Annotated in this window: 33 protein-coding genes and 1 tRNA gene; 22 read left to right on the top strand and 12 right to left on the bottom strand. The window is 60.3% G+C overall.

Annotation, left to right across the window (positions count from 1 at the left end; translation table 11 throughout):
• Positions 1-2 precede the first annotated feature (2 nt).
• The gene (locus ABMA32_RS03630; protein ID WP_349012355.1) at positions 3-401 is read right to left on the bottom strand and encodes a hypothetical protein; all 399 of its coding nucleotides are present in this window, start codon (positions 399-401) and stop codon (positions 3-5) included.
• A 36-nt stretch (positions 402-437) separates the two neighbouring features.
• Between ABMA32_RS03630 and ABMA32_RS03625 the strand changes: the two genes are divergently transcribed.
• The 5 genes from ABMA32_RS03625 to ABMA32_RS03605 are packed head-to-tail and all read left to right on the top strand — an operon-like array spanning position 438 to position 2,048.
• Positions 438-740: a hypothetical protein gene (locus tag ABMA32_RS03625; RefSeq protein ID WP_349012354.1), complete on the top strand. Its 303-nt coding sequence runs from the start codon at positions 438-440 to the stop codon at positions 738-740.
• Positions 741-770: 30 nt separating this feature from the next.
• On the top strand, positions 771-1,208 hold the full coding sequence (locus tag ABMA32_RS03620; protein WP_349012353.1) for a DUF5681 domain-containing protein: 438 nt from the start codon (positions 771-773) through the stop codon (positions 1,206-1,208).
• A complete protein-coding gene (locus tag ABMA32_RS03615) occupies positions 1,205-1,432 on the top strand; it encodes a hypothetical protein (protein WP_349012352.1) in 228 nt (75 codons plus the stop codon). The genes ABMA32_RS03620 and ABMA32_RS03615 overlap by 4 nt, the downstream gene beginning before the upstream one ends.
• Before the next feature lie 23 nt (positions 1,433-1,455).
• The gene (locus tag ABMA32_RS03610) at positions 1,456-1,713 is read left to right on the top strand and encodes a hypothetical protein (protein ID WP_349012351.1); all 258 of its coding nucleotides are present in this window, start codon (positions 1,456-1,458) and stop codon (positions 1,711-1,713) included.
• Positions 1,710-2,048: a hypothetical protein gene (locus tag ABMA32_RS03605; RefSeq protein ID WP_349012350.1), complete on the top strand. Its 339-nt coding sequence runs from the start codon at positions 1,710-1,712 to the stop codon at positions 2,046-2,048. The genes ABMA32_RS03610 and ABMA32_RS03605 overlap by 4 nt, the downstream gene beginning before the upstream one ends.
• A gap of 12 nt (positions 2,049-2,060) precedes the next feature.
• Here ABMA32_RS03605 and ABMA32_RS03600 read toward each other — a convergent pair whose 3' ends face one another.
• From ABMA32_RS03600 to ABMA32_RS03575, 6 genes are all read right to left on the bottom strand, one after another.
• Complete coding sequence (locus ABMA32_RS03600) at positions 2,061-2,921, bottom strand: dCTP deaminase domain-containing protein (RefSeq protein ID WP_349012349.1); 861 nt, start codon at positions 2,919-2,921, stop codon at positions 2,061-2,063.
• A complete protein-coding gene (locus ABMA32_RS03595; protein WP_349012348.1) occupies positions 2,893-3,390 on the bottom strand; it encodes a hypothetical protein in 498 nt (165 codons plus the stop codon). The genes ABMA32_RS03600 and ABMA32_RS03595 overlap by 29 nt, the downstream gene beginning before the upstream one ends.
• A 94-nt stretch (positions 3,391-3,484) precedes the next feature.
• Positions 3,485-4,006: a DUF1643 domain-containing protein gene (locus ABMA32_RS03590; RefSeq protein WP_349012347.1), complete on the bottom strand. Its 522-nt coding sequence runs from the start codon at positions 4,004-4,006 to the stop codon at positions 3,485-3,487.
• A gap of 16 nt (positions 4,007-4,022) precedes the next feature.
• Positions 4,023-4,403: a Rap1a/Tai family immunity protein gene (locus tag ABMA32_RS03585; protein ID WP_349012346.1), complete on the bottom strand. Its 381-nt coding sequence runs from the start codon at positions 4,401-4,403 to the stop codon at positions 4,023-4,025.
• Between the two features lie 38 nt (positions 4,404-4,441).
• Positions 4,442-4,918, bottom strand: coding sequence for a DUF6998 domain-containing protein (locus ABMA32_RS03580; RefSeq protein ID WP_425475463.1), 477 nt, complete (start codon positions 4,916-4,918; stop codon positions 4,442-4,444).
• Positions 4,915-5,151: a helix-turn-helix transcriptional regulator gene (locus ABMA32_RS03575; protein ID WP_349012344.1), complete on the bottom strand. Its 237-nt coding sequence runs from the start codon at positions 5,149-5,151 to the stop codon at positions 4,915-4,917. The genes ABMA32_RS03580 and ABMA32_RS03575 overlap by 4 nt, the downstream gene beginning before the upstream one ends.
• 140 nt (positions 5,152-5,291) lie before the next feature.
• Here ABMA32_RS03575 and ABMA32_RS03570 point away from each other — a divergent pair, with 140 nt between their 5' ends.
• The 6 genes from ABMA32_RS03570 to ABMA32_RS03545 all read left to right on the top strand — a co-directional run bounded on the left by ABMA32_RS03570 (position 5,292) and on the right by ABMA32_RS03545 (position 8,600).
• Positions 5,292-5,558: a hypothetical protein gene (locus tag ABMA32_RS03570; RefSeq protein ID WP_349012343.1), complete on the top strand. Its 267-nt coding sequence runs from the start codon at positions 5,292-5,294 to the stop codon at positions 5,556-5,558.
• Between the two features lie 59 nt (positions 5,559-5,617).
• Positions 5,618-7,315, top strand: coding sequence for a hypothetical protein (locus tag ABMA32_RS03565; RefSeq protein WP_349012342.1), 1,698 nt, complete (start codon positions 5,618-5,620; stop codon positions 7,313-7,315).
• Positions 7,312-7,758: a hypothetical protein gene (locus ABMA32_RS03560; RefSeq protein WP_349012341.1), complete on the top strand. Its 447-nt coding sequence runs from the start codon at positions 7,312-7,314 to the stop codon at positions 7,756-7,758. The genes ABMA32_RS03565 and ABMA32_RS03560 overlap by 4 nt, the downstream gene beginning before the upstream one ends.
• A 182-nt stretch (positions 7,759-7,940) precedes the next feature.
• Positions 7,941-8,150, top strand: a complete 210-nt coding sequence (locus ABMA32_RS03555; protein WP_349012340.1) for a MerR family transcriptional regulator — start codon at positions 7,941-7,943, stop codon at positions 8,148-8,150.
• Between the two features lie 2 nt (positions 8,151-8,152).
• The gene (locus tag ABMA32_RS03550) at positions 8,153-8,350 is read left to right on the top strand and encodes a hypothetical protein (protein ID WP_292769272.1); all 198 of its coding nucleotides are present in this window, start codon (positions 8,153-8,155) and stop codon (positions 8,348-8,350) included.
• On the top strand, positions 8,340-8,600 hold the full coding sequence (locus ABMA32_RS03545; RefSeq protein ID WP_349012339.1) for a hypothetical protein: 261 nt from the start codon (positions 8,340-8,342) through the stop codon (positions 8,598-8,600). Before ABMA32_RS03550 ends, ABMA32_RS03545 begins: the two co-directional genes overlap by 11 nt.
• A gap of 266 nt (positions 8,601-8,866) precedes the next feature.
• On the opposite strand, the gene ABMA32_RS03540 is transcribed toward ABMA32_RS03545, so the two are convergent.
• A complete protein-coding gene (locus ABMA32_RS03540; RefSeq protein WP_349012338.1) occupies positions 8,867-9,772 on the bottom strand; it encodes a hypothetical protein in 906 nt (301 codons plus the stop codon).
• Positions 9,773-9,883: 111 nt separating this feature from the next.
• On the opposite strand from ABMA32_RS03540, the gene ABMA32_RS03535 reads away from it, so the two are divergent.
• Positions 9,884-10,876 carry a PGN_0703 family putative restriction endonuclease gene (locus tag ABMA32_RS03535; protein ID WP_349012337.1) on the top strand — a complete coding sequence of 331 codons (993 nt, stop codon included), beginning with the start codon at positions 9,884-9,886 and terminating at the stop codon, positions 10,874-10,876.
• A gap of 48 nt (positions 10,877-10,924) precedes the next feature.
• Here the strand turns inward: ABMA32_RS03535 and ABMA32_RS03530 are convergent, their stop codons facing one another.
• Entirely contained in the window at positions 10,925-11,455 is a 531-nt protein-coding gene (locus tag ABMA32_RS03530; RefSeq protein ID WP_349012336.1) for a hypothetical protein, read from the bottom strand.
• A 160-nt stretch (positions 11,456-11,615) separates the two neighbouring features.
• A tRNA-Ser gene (locus ABMA32_RS03525) sits at positions 11,616-11,705 on the bottom strand.
• A gap of 297 nt (positions 11,706-12,002) precedes the next feature.
• On the opposite strand from ABMA32_RS03525, the gene ABMA32_RS03520 reads away from it, so the two are divergent.
• The 4 genes from ABMA32_RS03520 to ABMA32_RS03505 all read left to right on the top strand — a co-directional run bounded on the left by ABMA32_RS03520 (position 12,003) and on the right by ABMA32_RS03505 (position 14,858).
• On the top strand, positions 12,003-12,737 hold the full coding sequence (locus tag ABMA32_RS03520; protein ID WP_349012335.1) for a hypothetical protein: 735 nt from the start codon (positions 12,003-12,005) through the stop codon (positions 12,735-12,737).
• 135 nt (positions 12,738-12,872) lie between these two features.
• On the top strand, positions 12,873-13,199 hold the full coding sequence (locus ABMA32_RS03515; protein ID WP_349012334.1) for a hypothetical protein: 327 nt from the start codon (positions 12,873-12,875) through the stop codon (positions 13,197-13,199).
• 249 nt (positions 13,200-13,448) lie between these two features.
• Positions 13,449-14,438 (top strand): BMP family lipoprotein, encoded by a 990-nt coding sequence (locus ABMA32_RS03510; RefSeq protein ID WP_349012333.1) that lies wholly within the window; start codon positions 13,449-13,451, stop codon positions 14,436-14,438.
• Between the two features lie 66 nt (positions 14,439-14,504).
• Positions 14,505-14,858 (top strand): GNAT family N-acetyltransferase, encoded by a 354-nt coding sequence (locus tag ABMA32_RS03505; protein ID WP_349012332.1) that lies wholly within the window; start codon positions 14,505-14,507, stop codon positions 14,856-14,858.
• 101 nt (positions 14,859-14,959) lie between these two features.
• On the opposite strand, the gene ABMA32_RS03500 is transcribed toward ABMA32_RS03505, so the two are convergent.
• Both ABMA32_RS03500 and ABMA32_RS03495 read right to left on the bottom strand, forming a co-directional pair.
• Positions 14,960-15,472, bottom strand: coding sequence for a hypothetical protein (locus ABMA32_RS03500; protein ID WP_349012331.1), 513 nt, complete (start codon positions 15,470-15,472; stop codon positions 14,960-14,962).
• A gap of 31 nt (positions 15,473-15,503) precedes the next feature.
• Positions 15,504-15,725: a SlyX family protein gene (locus ABMA32_RS03495; protein ID WP_349012330.1), complete on the bottom strand. Its 222-nt coding sequence runs from the start codon at positions 15,723-15,725 to the stop codon at positions 15,504-15,506.
• A gap of 176 nt (positions 15,726-15,901) precedes the next feature.
• Here ABMA32_RS03495 and ABMA32_RS03490 point away from each other — a divergent pair, with 176 nt between their 5' ends.
• From ABMA32_RS03490 to ABMA32_RS03465, 6 genes are read left to right on the top strand one after another with little or no spacing between them, the layout of a single operon-like run.
• Positions 15,902-17,434, top strand: a complete 1,533-nt coding sequence (locus ABMA32_RS03490; RefSeq protein WP_349012329.1) for an ABC transporter ATP-binding protein — start codon at positions 15,902-15,904, stop codon at positions 17,432-17,434.
• A complete protein-coding gene (locus ABMA32_RS03485; protein WP_349012328.1) occupies positions 17,431-17,946 on the top strand; it encodes a hypothetical protein in 516 nt (171 codons plus the stop codon). The genes ABMA32_RS03490 and ABMA32_RS03485 overlap by 4 nt, the downstream gene beginning before the upstream one ends.
• Positions 17,943-19,085: an ABC transporter permease gene (locus ABMA32_RS03480; protein ID WP_349012327.1), complete on the top strand. Its 1,143-nt coding sequence runs from the start codon at positions 17,943-17,945 to the stop codon at positions 19,083-19,085. Before ABMA32_RS03485 ends, ABMA32_RS03480 begins: the two co-directional genes overlap by 4 nt.
• Before the next feature lies 1 nt (position 19,086).
• Positions 19,087-20,058, top strand: coding sequence for an ABC transporter permease (locus ABMA32_RS03475; protein WP_349012326.1), 972 nt, complete (start codon positions 19,087-19,089; stop codon positions 20,056-20,058).
• Between the two features lie 33 nt (positions 20,059-20,091).
• Positions 20,092-20,484 (top strand): cytidine deaminase, encoded by a 393-nt coding sequence (gene cdd / locus ABMA32_RS03470; RefSeq protein WP_349012325.1) that lies wholly within the window; start codon positions 20,092-20,094, stop codon positions 20,482-20,484.
• Positions 20,481-21,281, top strand: coding sequence for a purine-nucleoside phosphorylase (locus ABMA32_RS03465; RefSeq protein ID WP_349012324.1), 801 nt, complete (start codon positions 20,481-20,483; stop codon positions 21,279-21,281). The genes cdd and ABMA32_RS03465 overlap by 4 nt, the downstream gene beginning before the upstream one ends.
• The last annotated feature ends 1 nt before the right edge of the window (position 21,282 follow it).

Raw genomic sequence — 21,282 nt, 5'->3', positions numbered from 1 at the left:
GCTCAGAACAGGAATGCCGCAGCCGCGACCGGCGCGAGCGCAACGACGAATGCGAACACGTCACCCATCGCGCCTCTGTATTGCGGTTCGTTGCCAAGGACGGTTTCGGCTCGGGAATATCGGACGATACCAAATAGTGCGCGGGCGGACACCAGTGCGCCTATTACGCCGCCACAGATCATTAGGCTCAGTGAGAGCGACACGGTCGGTGACTTGGACGGAAGTATCAAAACCGACAGCCCAAACGCGATCCAGATTCCAATTCCGAGCGGCGCAAGCAGGTTCTTCCAGTCTCGCGTCTTCCGCCATTCGATCACGCGCCAGATAACGAGCGCGGCAACGATGTTGCCGGCGATGGTCGCGGCAGCGGCAAACAGCATCAACTGTAGATCGGGCGTCATCGGGTGGAATCTACTTCATCACCATGGAGCAACGCAATGAACGCCGCAGATGCCAAGATTAAGCTTCCATCTATCCAGGAGCGTGTCGATTTCCCGGCCTTCAACAGTACGTTCGAGGACATTCTGACCGCCGACGCCGACACGCCATCTGACGCTCTCGCGTTGGTATCCGTCGCCCGTCATCTCCTGACCGAGACGATCCAGGCCACTCCGAAGGGGTCCAATGCTTCCATCTTCGCGCTGTATGCGTGGGCGCACATTACGCGCGCCGTAGAGGCTCTGGAGCGATCAACCGGCGAAAAGGCAATCAGCACGGTCACCACCGGGCAGGCGAACTGAAGCTCTGACAAAGCAGGCGAATAGCAGGACATGACGCAGGAAGACGACAAGAAGGACACTCGTTTCAAGCCGGGCCAGTCGGGTAATCCGAGCGGACGTAAGGAAGGTTCACGCTCCAAGGTGCTCACCGCTCTCGATGCACTCGCCGAGGGTGAGGCTGAAGATATTGTCCGTGCGATGATCGACAAGGCCAAGGAAGGCGACAGCCAGGCCGGCAAGACCATTCTCGAACGCATCTGGCCGCCCCGGAAAGGTGCGCGTCTCCAGTTCGCCCTTCCCGATGTGGCAACGGCCGACGAGCTGCCCACGGCCATTGCCGGCATTAACAGGCAGGTTGCAGACGGCGACCTGTCTCCCGACGAGGGTGTGTTGATCGTCGGACTGCTCGATGCACAGCGCAAGGCAATCGAAACCAGCGACCTTGCCCAGCGCGTCGCAGCCCTTGAACAGAGGATGGCATCGAAATGAGCCTGAATGCCCGCCTGTCCCGCATGGAAGCCATGCACGGCGGCAGAAATCCGCCGCTGGTGATCATCGCCGTAGATGACGACGACTTTGACCGTCAGTTCGAGGACGCCCTTCTTGCCTCGCGCCCCGGTCTCCTGTCCGTGTCCGGATCGATTGGCCCCACATCCTTCAACGAGGCCATCAAGCTCGCCTCGCATGAGGACTTCGTGGAGTCGCTATCGTGACCCTACAGAGCCGCATATCCCGATTGGAGCAGAAGCGCCCCACCAATCCGTTCGACGAGTTCACCGACGAAGAGATAGAAGCAGCGATGGCGTCTTTGGATGCTGCCATAGAAGCTGCGACCGGAATGCCTGCGGCCGAGTATGCCCAGCAACTTCAGAGGGACATTGACGCAGGCAAGCCGTCGCCGCTGGACGACGCATCTGTCCACGCCTTCCTCGCTTCCATGAAGAAGGATTTCAAGCTGGCCTATAATCAGTTGAGAAGCGGAGCCCTGTCATGACGCTGAAAGCGCGCCTTACACGGCTGGAGCAGAAGCATGCTCCTGGTGATGCCTACGCCGACATGAGCATCGGTCAGATCGTGGCTACCCTGAATGCCCTCGATTGCGAGATTGAGACCAGCGTCGGTATGCCCGTTGCCGAATATGCCGATATGCTGGCGGAGCAAATCAAGGCCGGCACACTGGAGGGAATGGACGAGGCTACGGGCCGCCGCTTCATCGCTTCCGTGCAAACACCCAACATCGAGATTGCACGCGAGCTGCAGCGTGAGAACTCGTTCTATCCGAGATTTCTAAAGGGGTGCATGGGGGTTAACGGTAAGTTTGTAACCTGACCATGCAGCCGGCTACTCCGTTGGATTCCGGCTCGACGCTGCCTCGTCTTTTCGGTTCGGCCCTGCCGGATTTGCAGGCGCCACGACGCGCTCCACTTGAACAGGCAGCCAGGTCAAAATATAGGGGAGCAACTTGTTCCCAATCCCCCAAGCGATAGGGACAACCACAGCCAACAACCCTATTAGCAGTGACACGACAACGCCTCGTGTAATGGTGTCCCAAGCCATTTTGAGCCCATCGACAGTAGGCTTTTGCTCTGCGAATTTCAGATCGATCTTTGCTTCCAAATCGCGGAACTTTTCAGATATCGCTTGGAGAGAGTAGATCTCTCGGCTCATACCTCTGACTATCTCGTTGTCGATGTCATAAACGCCAGATTTGTTGAAAACGAATTTTTCAGAAGAGTTCCTGTCCAAGCTGCAGAACCAAATCTTAAAGGCGGGATCGCCCTCGCAAAGCTGAACGGGAGATGGGCTCGCGTTATAGACCGCATATATCAGCTTCCCTTTGTAGCCAGGGTCAACGTGGAAGCCTGACACATTGATGAGGCCTTGATACTTGATGCGGGTACGCATCGATATGAACGCCATGGTATTCGATGGGATGTTGACCTCCTCCTTAGTGAGGAGGAATGCGAACTGCCCGGGAGGGATGCTAAACGGCTCACGATCCTTCAGCGTGACTTTGCCTTGGTGCTTCCCTGAAATATCCGCTGTTTTGAAGAGTGTATCGCCCATACGCAAATTGTAGGCATTTGCGTCAACGTGGGCCTCATTGAAATCTGTGATGACAGACTTGTTCTCTAGGAGCTTTTCGCCGCTCCAGAAGCCGCCTGACTGTAGCTCAGTCGGCGATGTAGAATTGTCTGGCACGCAATTCCCCCCGTCGCGTTCGCAGCGCTTGTTGCAGATCAATCTCGCGCTCTTCAGCCGTGTGAAGGGCCCAAGTCATGATGTCTGCGTTTGCCTTACGCGCGATGGGGATGAATTCCTCAAGATGGTCGATCTTTTCGCAGGCGTCTGCAAAGCGCCCAGCGGCGTCGGCATACGTCCGCAGCGGATCGATCTGCCGCGCGTCCTTACTCAAAGGTGCCGGAGCAGTTAAATGCTGGTGCAGCGTGTTGGCAGCGCTCAATGAAACCAACAACGTGTCGATGATCGTGCGATCGTGCGGAATCGGATCGGCCTCGCCACGAGCTAGCCTGCCGACGTACTTTGCGAAATGCAGACCGTAGTGTTTCAACCTGTCGTTCTTTGACAAATGCAAAATGTCAGTATGATTGCGGTGGTCGTGCCGGTACTGTTCTTGCTGAAGGCGCAGCATATCTGCGTCAGAAAACATTGATCAGCAAAGCTCCCCTTGGCACGCCCCCGGCCTGATACCGGTATACCGTCGCGAATCACCTAGTGGCCATGCGTGTGACGTTTTCCACAAATTAAACGGTATGGGAATCCCTTCCTTTCCACCTGCATAAAGTTGCATTGGCAGGCAAATAGAGCGGATGCTTGGGCGATCCATCCATATTGATGCCGAGTGCGTAGACTGCTGATCCGTTCCGAAGGACGATTTCGAGAACATGATCAATCCTCTGTTTTGCTGCTGCTCTCTTCGGGCTCGGCGGCGCAATCCTGCCCCACGCGCCCACGATTACACCGTGCTCCCTGGCGATCTCGCACGCTACATTTGCAATGTGATCGTCGTTTGACGGACCGACCGGATCGTCGGCCGCCCATAGGTCACGAGGCTTCGTCGCAATCATCGCCCAGGGATTGATAAATATGAGGCGGCCAAATCCCAATGCTTGAGCAAAGCCGATCCCACGTCGAGACGTGGCGTCGTCCGCCACCTCTCCTGCCGTACTTGGATTATGCAACAGGAACGCTACTGGCGGACCACTACCGATTGTCCGATCTAGCCGATACCTGTATCGACGACATTCTGAGAATATCGCGCTCATAGCGCCTCCAAAGAGATCACGGGCACGGATAAGCGCGCTTTAGCGCCTCAGCAACCAAAACGTAGCCTGCGAATCGTCTTCTCTCCGGGGTTTCGTCCAGATAGCGGGCAACAACCTCAACCGCATCGTTGGCGTTGACTTCATCGCCGCGACAGAACGTCGGCGGTATCCCCCCTGGAGAGGCAATATTGGTTTTCGCGTCTACAGATGTTTTGTCGAGTATTCCGACCACAAAACCGTAGCATACAGATGCGTCCTGCGCGTCCGCAGCGGATGAAAAGCCGCCATCTCGACGCCCCCGCAAAAACGCACGACAGTCCTTCGTCAGCGCCTCCCCAGACGTGTAGACGCCAATGACGCTTCCCTCTGCCACCGCAGCCTCGATCGGCAGCGCCAAAGCGCCCGCCGCCAAATACGTGGCCAAAAAGGCGGGCCTCACTTCCTCAACCTCACTCCTGCCCCACCACCGTTCTCGGCGATGAACTCGACGCCGGCCGCTTCGAGGTCTTGGCGAATCGTCGCGAGCTTGAAGAGTGTTATGGGCCTTTGTCCATTCTTCTGCATTTTCCCGGCCGCCATCCAAACTGGTGCCCCAGGGCCATTGTAGACGATTTCAGCCTCTTCTGGAGAAACAACCTTCAGTACGACGAGACGGCTGCAATCGGCGTAGAGGGATATGCTTCGTCCTGCAGTCATTTTGATCTGCACGTCATTGCCATCGGCATCGTAGGCATCATGTGCCGGATTTGAGCTTGGATAAAGAGTCAGGCCCAAGGCTTCAGCGGCAACAACCTCACCTATCGAGCCGACAAGATGGCCGTCCGGTGTGAACTTCCGGCCCGGATAGGCAACGCTCAATTCCTCGACCGCTCGATAGATTGCCGCGACGGGAGCGGGTAAGCGAACCCTCATCGCCGAAGCGCCACACCGGGGCCCTTCGCTCGATCGCCGATCTCCAAAAACTGGACACCCAACGCTTCAAGCGCGAGGCGCACTTTCTCGACGGTCTCCTGAGACACCAGCCCAGCATGCTCCGGTTTGCCTTCTATCCGTCGCAGGGTGATGAGCGGGATATTTGCCGCCTCGCATAGTTCAGCCTGGGTGATCCCGAGCAGGTCGCGTGCTGCCTTGATGCGGGTTTTCATACTTCTCGCCATACTGAGCAATTTTTATCACTGATGCACTTGCTATCACCTCCTGTCTAGTGATAAGTAGTTATCAGTCGCTTAACCCAGCTTTGGAGTCGCAAATGCCGAACCCTGTCGTTCCGGCAAACGCCGGAGGTATGCCCAAGTTTGACTGTGCCGCGATCATGCGCGAGGCACACCGCTACGCCCGCGCTTACAAGGGCCGCGAGTGGTCATATGCCGTGCTGATGTCGTGGGGACTCAAGGCGGCATGGAAGCAGGCGAAGTCCGGCCAGACTCCGGCACAACGCCGGGCTGAGGCTATCCGAGCCGAGATCGACGCCCTCAAATACAAGCCGCTTCAAATGAACATCGACTGGCGTCGCAAGGCGCTCGAACAGGAGCTTTCTGCGCTCGTCGCGTAGGGCGCTCCAGCAACATCATATCCGCATCGCCGTACACCCAAAAACTGGAGGTAACACTAATGGCAAAAACAGCGCTCAAGCAGGTCTCCAACCGGTCGATTTCGGAGGCTGACAATGCTTCAACGCCGGCGGCAAATTCGCCAGTGTCAGTACAGAGTGAGAATGAAGCAGTGAACCAGCATGTCGATCGCCAGACCCTCCTGACGACATCAGCGCCGATCCCGTCTCCCGAATGGCGCAGTCCCGAAATCGTGGCGTCCGAAACTCCGCTAATGCGCGTGTACAGAGAGTGGGTGGCAGCAAGGCACCACGCCGACCACGTCATTCGTGACGCAGAAGGCTACAATTCCGACGACGAGCGTGACGCCTTCATCGAGACCACCCTTAACCCGATTGAAGAGCGTCTTGGCGACGCATCCATATCGTCACTTAGGGACCTACTGGCGAGGGTTCGTGTTGAACTGGATTATGCCCTACAGAAAGGTCACGACGACTTGCTTTCCGCGATTGAGGATTATTTAGCGGGGCCGTTGCCCGTCGGCGGCGGGCTGTCGGCGCTACTTGATGCATTCAAACTGGCACGTGTGGAGCATCTGGCTGCGATCAAGAAGACAGATACCACCGCCCCTGGACCGGATCACGACGCCGCCTTCGAAGCTCAGGGCACCGCCATCCATATTGAGGATGACATTGTTCTCAAGATTTGCCGCTATCAGCCCGTCAATGAATCGGAGCGCTTCGAACGCACATCGTTCCTGAGAGAGTTTCTGGCTGACATTCCACCAAACGATGAGATGCGTGAAGCGTTGTTGGACCGTCCCGCACTGCCAGCGTCTTCGCCCGAGGTCGCTTCCGATCCTCTCCTGGAACTTATCGCCGAATATCGCCGGCAGGTTCGGATCTTCGAGGCCATGCCTGACGACTTTCCGGGGTACGCCAGTGAGGATGCCGCTGTAGACGCTACATATGGGCCTTCTATGCGGAAGCTAACCGACGAATGTCCTGCCCCCAGTACGCTTGGAGGCGTCCACGAAGCGATCCGCTACGCTTTCGAAACAGACTCTTTGATCGATAGATCAGCAGAATCGATCCTGAAGGCAGCGTTGCGATTTCTCGAGACGGCTGCGGCGGAGGCATTTCCGTCGGTTGCGTCGAGCGACGCGCCCTTCCCAAGGATCACTGACACGCTGGCCACGCTGATGACCAACCATCGTAACGCGATGGCAAGATACTCCGCATGCTCGGATGATGACTGGAAAGGTCAGGAAGCTGCTATAAATGCCGCGATCAACGCTTCTAGGGACGCGCTGTTTGCCCATCGTCCGACCTCTCTCGAAGAAGCCCGAGCCAAGGCATCTTTCCTCGCGCGGGACAAGGCCTTTTCCGAGTGGGACGATTTTGAGCCCGTCAAACTCATCCACGCGTTGACACCAGAATGCTCCCCGTCCCCTATCGCACTGCTGATCGACGCACACGCGGAATCTTTCCGCCAGCTCGACGCCGCATGCATGGAGACCGATCGGGTGGCGGGGACTGAAGCCGAGGCAGCAGCGCAAGGCGCTCAGGAAGCTGCGAGCGATGCCACACGCGACACGATGCAGGCCATCATTCATCACCGGTACTCGTCACTAGACGAGATCGGTCAGGCTGTTCGATACATCGCCAGACACTACGAGGCTACGGGAGATGGGAACCCTCAAGCGTGGTTGACGGAACTCGCGTGTTCGGTCGCCGGTATAGAGGAGGTGTGTGCGTGACCGCGCTTCAAACCTTTATCGAGCAGTGCCTCGATCCGATCCCAGGTGATGCCCTACTGGACACGCACTACAATATGCTGGCGCGCCGCGCGCGTCTTGATCCGTGGCGGCGCGCGGAAGCGAAGAAGCGATACTATGATGCCCTACGGGATGCTGAATGCGCCCTCAGCTTTCAGATAGGCCAGTCCTCACTCGACGTTGAGGTGACGGTTCCCCTTCCCAGCCGTGACCGGCTTTTCGAATTGGCCAAGAAGGCGCAGTACGACCTCCTGCTGACGCCGGCCGAGCGAAAGGCAGATGTTGATTGGAAGGACCGTCACAAGAAGTACTTCGGCTTCAGCCAGTCTGAAATGGCTTGCATTGAGCGGGCTATCGCTTCTGACCGAGCCTTCATCGCCGCCCACCCTACGGCCCGCACCGGCAGGCGCGCACGCCAGTCCTGACCCCAATTACAATGATCAGCCCGCCACGGTTCGCCCTGGCGGGCTTTTCATTGCGCCGCGCATCGGTATGGCACCCGGCGAAGATTCCGAAGCGACCCATCTGACTCCACCGATCCGCCCCCACCGATATGGGCTCCATAAAGCGCAGCCATCGTGGTCGCGCAGGTCAGATGGAGAAACCCATGACCACCATCACCAAGGGGGCGTATTCGCTCCGCGAGTTCCAACAGTGGGCCGGCATCGGCCGCACCAAGACCCTCAACGAAATCTCGGTAGGGCGGCTTCATGCCGTCAAGGCCGGGCGCAAGGTGCTGATCCCGGCATCAGCGGCGCAGGCGTGGCTCGACGCGCTGCGCATCCGCCCGCTGTCCGAAATCACGATGGAGGACTGACCATGGCCCAACGCCGCAACTTCCACGACCGCGTGCTCATCATCGACCGGTGCCCACGGCAGGTTCAAGCGCTTCTGCTGTTCCTTGCAGGTCAGGGCGACCTCGACCTCTACCAAGTCGAACCCGAGTGGGCTCCCGTGTTCCTGTCCGAACTTGAAGCCTATTCGGCAGCGGGCTCGGGACCGGATCATGGCGCGTAAGTCGAAGGGCCTGCCGCTGCAAAACGGCACCGACACCGCCGACATGGCGTCCGCCATCAAGGCGCTTCAACAGAGAGGGGTCGCCGTCTGGCGGCCCTCCATCTATCAACTCAAGATCGGCGATCTGAACTTCTGGCCCGCCACCGGCCGGATCACGCGCGACGCCGCTCCCAAGATCACCAGGCAGGGCTTGGACGCCCTCTTGAAAATGCTGCCGGGACCGACGCTCACTCTCGAACACGACGAATGATCGCTCGGGGAACCGCCGCATAATGCGCTTGCAAGCCAGTCGCTGCAGGCGCATTTTTTCTTTGTCCCCTTCTCGATCTGATCACCATCAGATCACTATCCAAAAACGATCTTATCGCCCTTGCGCTCTTTCTCTTTTGCGCCGGAAGGAGGGCCTATTTAGTGGAATCGGGGCGCCTAGAACAAAAGTCCACCTATTTTTCCCTTACTGTTCAAGGGCCGGCGGGCACCGCATCTCCATTTCTTTGTTCCACATCTCCATTTCTTTCAAATGTCCATATGGCTGATCGCCCGACATGCTTCACCTGCGTGAAGGAAGCGCGCTGTGATGGGACCACGATCTGCAAGTTCGTGAAGGGCGAGCGGATATTCGGCCAAATACTCAACAAGGGCCTTTGGTCCGACAGCCTGCGCATACCCGCTGCGCTTGATCGAGATTTTGCCTTGGGGGCGTAGCTTCAGCTTGGCGACCATCGCTATGTCATGTCGTGCTCGGTGGTCATACAAATCGCGAATCGCCTCACCCCTTTTAACACCCTTCAGTAGGTAGTGGAGCCAAACCCATTGCTGGTTCCAGTCCCGATCGCGAGCCAGCCTGACGACGATGGACTTGCTCGCCTTCGCGTCCGTAGGCTCTCTGCCGGTTGCTGATCGAAAGCCGGACCTGACCCAGTTGGTGAAGGCATGATGATACATGCTCGGGACGTGGACGAGGATGTGGCTATGCACGCCGACCTTCGACTTCCGCTCCAAAACCCAAATCCATGCATGCGGTATCGCCAAGTCGTCGAGGCAATGCCGCATCCGCTCCAAAAACTTCTCGTTTGCCTCACCGACGTCAGCCTCGCCCCTGATGCCCACCGTGGACCACGCGATCGTGACGTGCACGTTCAGAACATGTGATTTGAGATTCGCCAGCGCGACGGCGCTCCAGAGCCTTTCGTAATCCTTGCCGCGCAAACCCGTAGAGAGCCGGCTATACCGCCGCTCTGGCTTTTCCCTGACATCATGGGTCATGTTGACTAACTGTGCCCACGGGCCATTGCCCAGCGCAGGCACGTACCGCTGGCCTCGATGGACGCGCCGCAAGAACCCGCCTTCGTGTTGATAGCGATACCAATCTTCGGCGTCGATAAAGTCGTCGCGCGTCAGCGCCCGCTCTGGTCTGTCCATCTTCTTGTCCTCTCGTGGCGGACACAGAAATTATGATGGTTTTTCGAACGCGCAATACGCAGGCGTCCTCAACGAACCTCCAATGTTCGTTTCAAACCCAAGAGGACACTGATGACCATCGAACCATCCAACGACACCGGCTTCGTGCCGACCGTGGGGCCGGACATCGCCAAGCAGCACCACACACTGATCGCCTCCGACGACCGATACCGTGGCGCGCTACGCCTGCTGGCCGCGCTGTGGCGCGAGGAGGAAGGCCTGCCAATCGGCCGCTTCATCGATCGCGAGGGCAAGGCCCATAGCCTCGGCAGCCGCATCTCCGACAAGGCAGGGCGCGCCGGCCGCAACTTCATGAGCCCTGCCGTCGCCGACCTCGCATCGCGTGAGCTGGTGTTCCGACAGATCGGTGCGCTCTATGACGCCCATCGCCTGCGGACCAACCTTCTGGCCTCGCAGACGCTCTGCCTGAACCTGTTCGGCCCCGCCAAGCTAGATCCCCGGTTCGCGGACAAGATGATGGCCGGCCTGTTTCCGGACGCCTTCAGGCAGGTGACCGGCATATCGTTCGAGTTCTCGCCTGGCCGAGGCGATCCGCGTTTCACGGGTGACTTTACGGCGGTCGATATCTTCATTGCCGGCATCTCACCTGTCGGGGAGAGGGCGTTCATCGCCGTCGAGATGAAATATGGCGAGGGCTGCAATGACGCGGTGCCGAGGAACATCAACCCGCGCCACCTCCAGATCGCCAGCGAAAGCGGCTTCGCGACCCGGCCCGGCAACAAGGCGCTTCTCGGCAACCCGCATCAACAGTTGCTGCGCGAGATGGCCCTGATGCAGTCCATGATCGACGCCGACCTGTTCGACAGCGGACAGTTCATCGTCATCGCCCCGGCCGCCAACCGGTCAGTGGCCAACGCCTGCACTGCATATCAGGAACAGCTGGCCCCTCATCGGGACGGGCTGGTCAGCTTCGACGTGGTGGCACTGGAACAGGTGATCGAGGCGATTGCCGGTGCCGGACAGGAGACGTACGCCCAGCGGCTCCATGCCAGATACTGCGACTTCACCCGCATCGAAACGCTGATGGACAAGCAGCCGGCGTAAGCCTCAACCCCTCAACATTGTGGCCGGGCTCTCACAAGCTCGGCCACATCATGAGGAACGAAAGCCCGAAATTGCCCAAGCTGCCGCCCAACCAATTCCCAGCAGTGCAATCGGCGGAATCAAGGCCGACGCCAGCGTAGCTTGGATCGCTTCCAACCGACTGCGGCTGATTGATCTCTGCTTGAGCTCCTTCGCGATAGGCAACACTTCGTCGAGTTGCCTGGATATCTCGTCTTTCCCAGTTCCTTTTGACACATAGAGAGTAAAGTTAGGCTCGGATTTGGCATTCACCACCTGAAGATCACCCGAAGCGCGGCCGTCTTCCAACATTCGGTAACCGTCCGAGTATGTCTCAAAGCTAACCGGTTGCAGTTCGGGGTCGATCCCATTCCGCCTATTGAGCTCGGCCTTGGCAGCATACTTCACCCATGGGCCGGGCTTGTCGGTGAATGAGTAGAAAAATACTCGCTCTCGCACATACGGGTCCACGATGGGCTGGTACGCAAACACCCCCACGACAATCAGCCAAAGGATCGACAGAAGTACCCAAATACGAAAGAAGCCACGTCGCCAGCGCATGCCCATCCTCCCCGTAGAGAGTCCAAAATGCTTTAGCCGGCCTGAAGGGACAAGAGCGCCAAAGACACTAGGCACAAATACTCAAAGTGGGGACGGAAGTGGGGATGGAAATCTGACAAGCCAATTTCCATTGAAATTTCAACCCTATAGGAGATATATGTGGCGGAGAGAGCGGGATTCGAACCCGCGAGACGGTTTCCCGCCTACACACTTTCCAGGCGTGCGCCTTCGACCACTCGGCCACCTCTCCGCGCGCGCAGGCTCCGAACCATGTGAGGAACTTTGCCGACGCGGGGGTCATCTAGTCGATCCGGCGCGGAATGCCAAGCCCAGGTTTCTTTATACCTCCAGGACTTATTCCAACGGAGCTTCCCGGCACGCACCGTCGATCATGCGGTATTGGCTGCAAGGCGCGTCCCGCCTGCGCCCGCTTGACTTTCGGCCTATCGACGGCTTCGGTAAAGAGGACGAGGCGACGATACGTGCGATCTTGACCCGGTCGGCGGGAGCCGGCCAGCATGATCAGCCTGGCAGGACGGGGTTTTGCATGACGGGCTCAGGCGAATCGCGTCCGCTTAGGATAGACGGCGCCGAGCCACCACCGGGCCGGACGCCAACGTTTCTCAACTATCTCCCCGTCGCATGGTTGGGCGTGGTCCTCCTGCTTGTGCTACGCGGGCTGGTCAACGCTTTTCCCCTTCTGTTCGATCACACGCTGCCGACGGCCGTCGGCAATTTCATCGTCGCGAATGTGCTCTGCGGACTCGCGGTGCTGGTTTGGGGCCTGTATCTGCTTGGCCTCGCCGTCGCTCGTTCCCCGCATTTCCAACGCCGCTTCGTTCCGTGGCAGATGTTCGTGCTCGTATGGACAGTCGCCGGGGCTGCCTATGTATTGGTAGTTCCCAATTTCGGCTTCAGCCTTCGGGGGCTGCTGTTTTCCGCCTTCGAGATGGTGATCGGCCTCGCTTGCCTGCGGATCGTCAGCCGCCGGCCCGAACCGGTCGATCTCCGCCGTCGCCCCGATGGCGACAGACCATCGACCACCCTATCGGTCGTCGCGGGTACCCTCGGCTTGGGCCTGGGCGGCGCGGTCGGATTCGGTGGCGGACTGCTGCTCGGAGCAGTGGTCGCCGAGGTCACCCGCATGAGTTGCTTCGAGGGCGCGTGCGGCTTCTTTGCCTTCTTCATAGGCCTTGCCGGGCTGCTTGTCGGCGCGCTCGCCGGAGCGATTCTTGGCGTCTGGATCTCCAGACGCCAGCATGGCCCGCCGCAGGCAAGTTGACCTTTGCTACGGGTGATTGCGGAAATCTGCCACACACTCTATCTACAGGCCCACTCAGGGATGGGAGGCCTGCGGGTCAGGCTCAAGTCCTGGCCGCAACGCTCCGCTCTTGGTCGATCTCAAGGAAAGACCGCGATGATCCGCTTCCTGTTCAGGCTGATGGCCACCTTTTCGCTCGCGGTCGCCGTTATCATGGCGGTACTCGACGCCACCCGCACAATCGCCGTCTCGCGCCTGGTGTTGACGCCGCTCGGCGAAAGCTGGGCGAGCGTGTCGCCATCCACGCTTGAGGAAACGCAATCCTTCATCGTGGAAAAGATGCATCCGCTTGTGTGGAACCCGGTCATGGTCTTCATCCTCGGCCAGCCCGGTTTTCTGGTTTTCGGCCTGCTCGCATTCCTGCTCTATGCAATCGGCCACAAGCCGGAACGACGCATCGGTCGCTTCGTCGCAGAGCGCTGACCCGCCAACCTTTCCATCATCTGCGTATTTTTCGCCCTCATCCTGGCGCAGCGCACTTTTTGCGCTGCATCCGCGACAACCGGTCAGTTTTTCCGGAAGGTCAAAATTCCACGTGAAATTTGTTCCGGGCCATGCCAGATTGCCTTCATGAGCGGAGGGGAGCTTCCCTTGCCATGCGCCGGAGCGAGCCGGGCAAGCCGGCCTCGGTCAGGTATCCAGTAAAAAAACAACCGACAGGGTGTGGATCACATGAAACGTATTTTGTTCGGCCTCCTGGCCGCCACCGCGTTGTCCTTCTCGGCCCATGCGCAGGAGGCCAAGCCGGCCCTTCTCTTCGATCTGGGCGGCAAGTTCGACAAGTCGTTCAACGAGGCGTCCTTCAACGGCGCCGAGAAGTTCAAGGCCGAAACCGGTATCGAGTATGTCGAGTTCGAGATTTCCAACGACGCCCAGCGCGAGCAGGCGCTGCGTCGTTTCGCCGACGACGGGCGCAACCCGATCGTCATGGCGGGCTTCACCTGGGCTTCCTACCTCGAGAAGGTCGCGCCGGACTATCCGGACGTGAAGTTCACCATCATCGACATGGTCGTGGACAAGCCCAACATCAGCTCCGTCGTCTTCAAGGAGCATGAAGGTTCCTATCTGGTCGGCGTGATGGCAGGCCTGGCGTCGCAGACCAAGAAGGTCGGCTTCGTCGGCGGCATGGACATCCCGCTGATCCGCCGCTTCGGCTGCGGCTATGTCGGAGGCGCGAAAGCGGCCGGCGCGACAGAAGTGTTCCAGAACATGACCGGCGATACGCCTGCTGCATGGAACGACCCGACCAAGGGCGGCGAGATCACCAAGACCCAGATCGACCAGGGCGCGGATGTCATTTACGCGGCGGCAGGCGGCACGGGTGTCGGCGTCCTCCAGGCTGCGGCTGATGCCGGCAAGCTCGGCATCGGTGTCGACTCCAACCAGAACGGCCTGCAGCCGGGCAAGGTGCTAACCTCGATGCTGAAGCGCGTGGATGTCGCCGTCTACAACGCCTTCATGGACGGCAAGAACGGCACCTTCTCCGGCGGCATCCACGACCTCGGCCTCAAGGAAGGCGGCGTCGACTTCGCCATGGACGACAACAACAAGGACCTGGTCTCGCCTGAAATGCTGGCCGCCGTCGAAAAGGCCAAGGCCGACATCATCGCCGGCACGATCACCGTCCACGACTACATGTCGGACGACAACTGCCCGTACTGATCCTCCAGATCACAACAGCATGAGAGCCGCCGGCATGCCCGGCGGCTTTTTCTTTGGATGACCGCCATGACGCCGACCGTCTCCCCAATGTGCGAAGAAGACATCGCCACCGTCGCCGCATTGCGCATGGAAGCATTCTTCTCAGGCACGGACAGCACGTATGCGGAGGATTGCGCCGGGCTACATCGGTTGCTGCTGGATAACGAAGCCGGCAAGGCGCTTGTGGCGCGCATCGATGGAAACGGGATCGGATCCGTTCTCCTTGTGCCAAACGAGCTTGATGCCGCACACGACCTGACGCCGTGGCTGGCAGGTCTGGTTGTCGCCGAAGCGCATCGCGGCAAGGGCATCGGATCGGCGCTGGTGAGCGCGGTCGAGCGGCAGGCGGCCGCCTGCGGTGTCGAAACCCTCCATCTCTAAAGCTGGGATGCCCGCCGCTTCTATGCTGCTCGCGGCTGGACCGAGATGGAGACATTCATGCAGGACGAAGGGCCCATGGCGCTCATGTCACGCCACCTGCGTCACATCCGCCCTGCAACGTAACCAAGTGCAAAAGCGATGACCAGCGCCATAGCAAGCTTGATGGCAATCGCGCTACGCGACGCGTCGAGCCACATCCGCTTCACCTCAGGCTCCTGAACCGTCACCGGCACCTTGAACACGTCGGTCTTGCGCCTTCCAAAAGTGGCTGTCTTGTCGGCACTATCAGGCTTCTGGCCAGTGCTTGCTGCCGGCACCGCCCCGCCGCGAGGCACGGCATCGACAGCTACATTGGGCGGAGGCGGAAGGAGTTTTCCATCGATCGGACGCATCTGCGGCATCGCGTCGATGCGATCCTTGATCAGCCGCCAGGGATCGTGGTTGTCCGCCAAGGCCTCGCTTGCCGTAGGCTTAGCTTTATCGAAGACGTGCATGCGCTCGGCGATCAGCACCATCGCCTCGCGAAAAGCCGGATCAACTTCGAGGTCGCGCTCGGCGCGCTCGCGCTCATCCTCGTCCATCAGGCCGAGTACATAGCGCCCGGCCCTGTCCATCCGATCCCCTGCGTCCCCCATCCTCATGTTCCTACCAGTGCGGCGGTTTCGTCACCGGAACGTCCGGCGCGACCTGCTCCTCCAGCGTCAGGAAGCGTTCGGTCAAAAGGTCGAGCTTGCGCCGCAGACCTTCGATCGTCTTCCATTGCTCGGCAAGCTGCGCGGAGAGTTCGTCGATCGTCTTTTCCTGCTCGGCGGCGCGCATTTCCAGCGTCGTCAGGCGGTCCGCGGCCCGCTCGTCCGGGGTCGTCATCGAACGATCCTCATTTTACCCACCCATCCTCTGCCCACCGGACCTTGGGGCATTTCCCCGGAAATTGACAAGCATGGCGGGATTTGTCGAGATAGCCTGCGTAGAGCCGCGATTGGCAGCCGGTATGCGGCATGCTAGCTGTTTGCGACAAGAAAAGAATGGGGAATGCGGCCGCAATGGCTGAAGCTGCAATCGAGCTTGTCGGCATCAACAAGAGCTTCGGCACGGTCCACGCCAATCGCGACATCAATCTGGTCATCGAGCGCGGGTCCATCCTCGGCATCGTCGGCGAGAACGGAGCCGGCAAGTCGACGCTGATGTCGATCCTCTACGGTTTCTACCAGGCCGATAGTGGCGAGATCAAAGTCGGCGGGAAGCCGGTCTCCATCAAGACCCCGAATGACGCCATCGCGCTCGGCATCGGCATGGTGCACCAGCATTTTATGCTCGTGGAGAACTTCTCCGTCATCGAGAACGTCATTCTCGGCGCGGAACACGAGGCGCTGCTCAAGCGCTCGATCGCGAACGCGCGCTCCGAGTTGGACCGGCTCGAGCACGAATATGGCCTCGAAGTCGATCCCGACGCGATCATCGAGGAACTGCCCGTCGGACTCCAGCAGCGCGTCGAGATCCTCAAGGCGCTCTATCGCGGCGCGGAGATCCTGATCCTCGACGAGCCGACCGGTGTGCTGACACCCGCCGAGGCCGATCATCTCTTCCGCATCCTCCGGCAGCTCAAGGAGCAGGGCAAGACCATCGTCCTCATCACGCACAAGCTGCGCGAGATCATGGCGATCACCGACACCGTTTCCGTCATGCGGCAGGGCACGGTGGTTGCAACCCGCAAGACTTCGGAGACGACGGTCGAGGAACTTGCCGAACTCATGGTCGGCCGGCGCGTCCTCCTGCGCGTCGAGAAGGGCAAGGCCAATCCCGCTGCTGTAAAGCTTTCGGTCGCCAACCTCACCGTGAAGGACTCGCGCGGCGTAACCATGGTCAAGGACGTGTCCTTCGACGTGCGCGGCGGCGAGATCGTCGGCATCGCGGGCGTTGCGGGCAATGGGCAGTCCGAACTGATCGAGGCCATCTCTGGCATCCGCCGCGCGGCCTCCGGCTCCGTTATGCTGGACGGCAGTCCGATCGATGTGACCGGCCACGCCGATCCCGGTGAGCTGCGCGACCGCGGGCTTGCCCATGTCCCCGAGGATCGCCATCACGTCGGCCTCGTGCTCGCCTTCGAGGAGAACGAGAATTCCATTCTCGGCTACCATGACAAGCCGCAATATCTGAAAGGCCCGTTTCTCAACATCGAGGCCATCCGCGCCGACGCGAAGAGGAAGATCGAGAAGTTCGACATCAGGCCGCCCAACGACCGGTTGCGGACCGCCAACTTCTCGGGCGGCAACCAGCAGAAGATCGTTCTGGCGCGCGAGATGGAGCAGGATCCTGGCGTCCTGATCGTCGGCCAGCCGACGCGCGGCGTCGATGTCGGCGCGATCGAGTTCATCCACAAGCAGCTCATAGCCATGCGCGACAGCGGCAAGGCCGTCTTGCTCGTTTCCGTCGAACTGGACGAAATCCGCTCGCTGTCGGACCGCATCCTCGTCATGTTCGACGGCCGCATCGTCGGCGAACGCGGGCCTGACGCGACCGAAGGCGAACTTGGCCTCCTGATGGCCGGCGTGGAAAAGCTGGAGGCGGCCGAGTGAGGGCAGCTTCATCTTCCATAAACGATCTCGGACGTGTGGGACCCCCTTTCCTGCACTGGTCTCCTGAAGGAGCCGAGAACGTTGAAAAGGATATCAAGACCAGATTTGATGAATCCTTGGTTGTGCGCCGGATCAATGGCAGCGCGGCACGCGATCTCGAAGAGCTCGGCCACGAACTCGGAAAAGCGCTCGGCCGACCCATAGCCGGCAACCAGGCGGCGCTCGATGATGTTATGAGTGATGTGCATTGGCACGCCGGAAAACGGAGCCCTGCCGCTACCGTCTATGTAATAAAGAATCCGGCTTCATTGCTTCGCTCCCTTCCCTCTGGCATGGCTCTGTGGGGTACAAAAGCCGAGAGTTGGGCGCGTGCTTGGGCTCGGTCGGTCAATGAAGGCCAAAGTTGGGATCACGATCCAGTCCCGCTGCACTTCATTCACTGCGCTGACAAAATGCCACTGAGCCTCCGGAGTCTGCCGAAAATGAACTGTTTCGAGATCGGCAAACAATGAGCACTCCCTACGCGAAGCTCCCCGCATGGGCCGACTACGGCCTGATCCCGCTCATCAACCTCTCCGTCGCCTTCCTTGTCGCCGGACTTGTCGTGTTGCTCGCCGGCGAAAACCCCTTCCATGCCGCCGTCATTCTTGTCGATGGCGCGTTCGGCAGCGGTCAGGGCATCGCTTACACGCTCTACTACGCGACCAATTTCATCTTCACGGGGCTGGCGGTCGCGGTCGCCTTCCATTGCGGCCTGTTCAATATCGGCGGGGAGGGGCAAGCCTATATCGCGGGGCTCGGCGTCGCTCTCGTCGCCCTCGCCTTCGATTCCATCCTGCCCTGGTGGCTGACCTTTCCGCTCGCCGTGCTCGGCGCAGCCGCGTTTGGAGCGCTCTGGGCCCTGATCCCCGCCTATCTGCAGGCGAAACGCGGCTCACACATCGTCATCACCACCATCATGTTCAACTTCATCGCGGCCTCCATCATGGTCTACATGCTGGTGGACGTGCTCAAGCCGCGCGGATCGATGGCGCCGCAGACCCGGCAGTTGCTCGAAGGTGCTCAACTGCCGAAGCTCGGCTGGATCCTCTCCGAATTCGGGCTGACCGTCCGGCCGTCCGCGCCACTCAACCTGACCTTCCTGCTTGCCCTGCTGATGGCCTTCCTCGTCTGGGTCCTGATCTGGCGCACCAAGCTCGGCTACGAGATCCGCACCATGGGTTTCAGCCCCAAGGCCGCGCGTTATGCCGGCATCTCCGAGTCGCGCATCATCATTATTACCATGCTGATCTCCGGCGCGCTGGCCGGCATGATGGCGCTCAACCCTATCATGGGCGACCAGCACAGGCTCTCCCTCGATTTCGTCGCCGGCGCAGGCTTTGTCGGCATCGCGGTCGCGCTGATGGGGAGATCCCATCCCGTCGGCATCGTTCCCGCCGCCATCCTGTTCGGCATGCTCTATCAGGGGGGCGCGGAACTCGCTTTCGAGATGCCCAACATCAGCCGCGACATGATCGTCATCATTCAGGGCCTCGTCATCCTCTTCGCCGGCGCGCTGGAACACATGTTCAGGCCGTGGGTGCAGGCTGTCTTCGCCAGCTTCAGTCCGCGCTCCGTCGGCATGACCCAGTCCAAGGCGGAGCGCGCCTGAGATGGAATTCGTCAACGACCTCATCAACATCCTGAATTCCACGATCCGCGTCTCCGTGCCGCTGCTGCTTGCGTGTCTCGCCGGGCTTTATTCGGAGCGCGCGGGCGTCTTCGACATCGGGCTGGAGGGCAAGATGCTGGCAGGCGCGTTTGCGGGCGCAGCGGCCGCTGCGGTTTATGGCTCCGCCTGGGTGGGCTTGGGCATGGGGGTGCTCGTGTCGGTTGCCCTGGCGCTGGTGCACGGCTTCTCCTCGATCACGCATCGCGGCAACCAGATCGTCTCAGGCGTCGCGATCAACTTCATTGCCGCGGGCTCGACCATCATTCTCGGCCAGGCGTGGTTCAATCAGGGCGGCCGCACGCCTTCGCTTCCGCCCGAGGGTCGCTTCGGCGCGATCACCCTGCCCTTCGCGAACGAGCTGCGCGGCGTGCCTGTCATCGGCCAGCTCTATTCCGGCCTGCTTTCCGGCCACTCGCTGCTTGCCTATGTGGCCTTCCTTGCCGTGCCCTTCACGTGGTGGGTGCTCTTCCGGACCCGCTTCGGCCTGCGGCTGCGGGCCGTCGGCGAGAACCCGGCGGCAGTGGATACCGCCGGCATTTCGGTCACATGGCTGCGCTACCGCGCCGTCATCTGCACCGGGATCCTGACCGGACTGGCGGGTTGCTACATGTCACTGTCGCAGAATGCCGGTTTCGTGAAGGACATGTCGGCCGGGCGCGGCTTCATCGCGCTCGCCGCCCTCATCTTCGCCAAATGGCGGCCGGTGCCGGCGATGTTCGCCTGTCTGTTGTTCGGTTTCCTCGACGCCATGGCCATCCGCTACCAGGGCATTGCGCTTCCGATGATCGGCAAGATCCCGGTACAGTTCATGCAGGCGTTGCCCTATGTGCTGACGGTCATCCTGCTTGCCGGATTCATCGGCAAGGCAATCCCGCCCCGCGCCGGCGGCGTGCCCTATGTAAAAGAACGGTAGGCGCGGCCAGCCGCCAAGCGAAAGAAAGCAGCCATGTCCCACGACCTCTTCCTCGCGGCGAAAACCGCCATGGCGAAGGCCTATGCGCCCTACTCGAAATTTCCGGTGGGAGCCGCGTTGCGCTGCGACGACGGTCGCGTTTTCTCCGGAGCCAACATCGAGGTCGCCTCCTATCCGGAAGGCTGGTGTGCCGAAACGACCGCACTCGGCCATTACATCATGGGCGGCGGTGGCAAGATCACCGAGATCGCCGTCATCGCCGAGCGCATGGCGAAGGTCACGCCCTGCGGCGGCTGCCGGCAGCGGCTCGCCGAGTTCACGACGCCCGATACGAAGGTGCATCTCTGCGACGAGAACGGCATTGCGCAGACCGTCACGATGGGCGAGATCCTGCCCTACGGTTTTGCTGGAGACATCCTGAAATGAGCGCCGCCGATATTCTCAAAAGCAAACTCGGCAGTTTGAAACCGTATGTCGCGATCGTTCTCGGTTCGGGGCTTGGCCCACTCGCGGACGAAGTCTCGAACCCTGTCCGCATCCCCTATGCCGACCTGCCCGGTTTTCCGCCGAGTGGCGTCAGCGGCCATGCCGGTGAGGTTGTTGCCGGGGAATTTGGCGGACGGCCAGTCCTGCTGCTTGCCGGCCGAGCGCACTATTACGAGCACGGTGACGCCGGCGTCATGCGGCCGGTCCTGGAGGCGCTCGCCGCCATCGGCATCGACAGGCTGATCCTGACCAACGCCGCCGGCTCACTGCGCGAAGACATTCCACCCGGCTCCGTGATGCTCATCACCGACCACATCAATTTCTCCGGCTCCAACCCCCTGTTCGGGGAGCCAAGCGAACGCCGCTTCGTCGGGTTGACGGAGGCGTATGACGCAAGGCTGCGCGCGGCAATCGAAGCCTCTGCGGAAGCGACCGGAACTCCGCTCGCGAAGGGCGTCTACATGTGGTTCTCCGGCCCGTCCTTCGAGACGCCCGCCGAAATCCGCATGGCGCGCGTCATGGGCGCGGATGCCGTCGGCATGTCGACCGTGCCGGAGGTCATCCTCGCACGTTTCCTAGGCCTGCGCGTCGCCGCCTGTTCGGTCGTCACCAATCTCGCCGCCGGCATGACAGGCAGCGAGCTTTCGCATCAGGAGACCAAGGACATGGCGCCCATCGGTGGCGCTCGGCTGGCCGCCATCCTGAAACACGCGCTCGGGGAAGGCCTGCTGTCGTGAC

This window comes from Mesorhizobium quangtriensis, from assembly GCF_040081925.1.
Lineage (GTDB): Bacteria > Pseudomonadota > Alphaproteobacteria > Rhizobiales > Rhizobiaceae > Mesorhizobium_K > Mesorhizobium_K quangtriensis.
Note: the sequence above shows the minus strand (reverse complement) of the source record. Positions and strands in the feature narration are given on the sequence as shown.

Excerpts from the sequence above, each read along its gene's own strand:
- ABMA32_RS03630 (WP_349012355.1), bottom strand. The coding sequence starts at position 401 with ATGACGCCCGATCTACAGTTGATGCTGTTTGCCGCTGCCGCGACCATC.
- ABMA32_RS03625 (WP_349012354.1), top strand. The coding sequence starts at position 438 with ATGAACGCCGCAGATGCCAAGATTAAGCTTCCATCTATCCAGGAGCGT.
- ABMA32_RS03620 (WP_349012353.1), top strand. The coding sequence starts at position 771 with ATGACGCAGGAAGACGACAAGAAGGACACTCGTTTCAAGCCGGGCCAG.
- ABMA32_RS03615 (WP_349012352.1), top strand. The coding sequence starts at position 1,205 with ATGAGCCTGAATGCCCGCCTGTCCCGCATGGAAGCCATGCACGGCGGC.
- ABMA32_RS03605 (WP_349012350.1), top strand. The coding sequence starts at position 1,710 with ATGACGCTGAAAGCGCGCCTTACACGGCTGGAGCAGAAGCATGCTCCT.
- ABMA32_RS03595 (WP_349012348.1), bottom strand. The coding sequence starts at position 3,390 with ATGTTTTCTGACGCAGATATGCTGCGCCTTCAGCAAGAACAGTACCGG.
- ABMA32_RS03590 (WP_349012347.1), bottom strand. The coding sequence starts at position 4,006 with ATGAGCGCGATATTCTCAGAATGTCGTCGATACAGGTATCGGCTAGAT.
- ABMA32_RS03580 (WP_425475463.1), bottom strand. The coding sequence starts at position 4,918 with ATGAGGGTTCGCTTACCCGCTCCCGTCGCGGCAATCTATCGAGCGGTC.
- ABMA32_RS03575 (WP_349012344.1), bottom strand. The coding sequence starts at position 5,151 with ATGAAAACCCGCATCAAGGCAGCACGCGACCTGCTCGGGATCACCCAG.
- ABMA32_RS03570 (WP_349012343.1), top strand. The coding sequence starts at position 5,292 with ATGCCCAAGTTTGACTGTGCCGCGATCATGCGCGAGGCACACCGCTAC.
- ABMA32_RS03565 (WP_349012342.1), top strand. The coding sequence starts at position 5,618 with ATGGCAAAAACAGCGCTCAAGCAGGTCTCCAACCGGTCGATTTCGGAG.
- ABMA32_RS03555 (WP_349012340.1), top strand. The coding sequence starts at position 7,941 with ATGACCACCATCACCAAGGGGGCGTATTCGCTCCGCGAGTTCCAACAG.
- ABMA32_RS03550 (WP_292769272.1), top strand. The coding sequence starts at position 8,153 with ATGGCCCAACGCCGCAACTTCCACGACCGCGTGCTCATCATCGACCGG.
- ABMA32_RS03545 (WP_349012339.1), top strand. The coding sequence starts at position 8,340 with ATGGCGCGTAAGTCGAAGGGCCTGCCGCTGCAAAACGGCACCGACACC.
- ABMA32_RS03540 (WP_349012338.1), bottom strand. The coding sequence starts at position 9,772 with ATGGACAGACCAGAGCGGGCGCTGACGCGCGACGACTTTATCGACGCC.
- ABMA32_RS03535 (WP_349012337.1), top strand. The coding sequence starts at position 9,884 with ATGACCATCGAACCATCCAACGACACCGGCTTCGTGCCGACCGTGGGG.
- ABMA32_RS03530 (WP_349012336.1), bottom strand. The coding sequence starts at position 11,455 with ATGCGCTGGCGACGTGGCTTCTTTCGTATTTGGGTACTTCTGTCGATC.
- ABMA32_RS03520 (WP_349012335.1), top strand. The coding sequence starts at position 12,003 with ATGACGGGCTCAGGCGAATCGCGTCCGCTTAGGATAGACGGCGCCGAG.
- ABMA32_RS03515 (WP_349012334.1), top strand. The coding sequence starts at position 12,873 with ATGATCCGCTTCCTGTTCAGGCTGATGGCCACCTTTTCGCTCGCGGTC.
- ABMA32_RS03510 (WP_349012333.1), top strand. The coding sequence starts at position 13,449 with ATGAAACGTATTTTGTTCGGCCTCCTGGCCGCCACCGCGTTGTCCTTC.
- ABMA32_RS03505 (WP_349012332.1), top strand. The coding sequence starts at position 14,505 with ATGACGCCGACCGTCTCCCCAATGTGCGAAGAAGACATCGCCACCGTC.
- ABMA32_RS03500 (WP_349012331.1), bottom strand. The coding sequence starts at position 15,472 with ATGGACAGGGCCGGGCGCTATGTACTCGGCCTGATGGACGAGGATGAG.
- ABMA32_RS03495 (WP_349012330.1), bottom strand. The coding sequence starts at position 15,725 with ATGACGACCCCGGACGAGCGGGCCGCGGACCGCCTGACGACGCTGGAA.
- ABMA32_RS03490 (WP_349012329.1), top strand. The coding sequence starts at position 15,902 with ATGGCTGAAGCTGCAATCGAGCTTGTCGGCATCAACAAGAGCTTCGGC.
- ABMA32_RS03480 (WP_349012327.1), top strand. The coding sequence starts at position 17,943 with ATGAGCACTCCCTACGCGAAGCTCCCCGCATGGGCCGACTACGGCCTG.
- ABMA32_RS03475 (WP_349012326.1), top strand. The coding sequence starts at position 19,087 with ATGGAATTCGTCAACGACCTCATCAACATCCTGAATTCCACGATCCGC.
- cdd (WP_349012325.1), top strand. The coding sequence starts at position 20,092 with ATGTCCCACGACCTCTTCCTCGCGGCGAAAACCGCCATGGCGAAGGCC.
- ABMA32_RS03465 (WP_349012324.1), top strand. The coding sequence starts at position 20,481 with ATGAGCGCCGCCGATATTCTCAAAAGCAAACTCGGCAGTTTGAAACCG.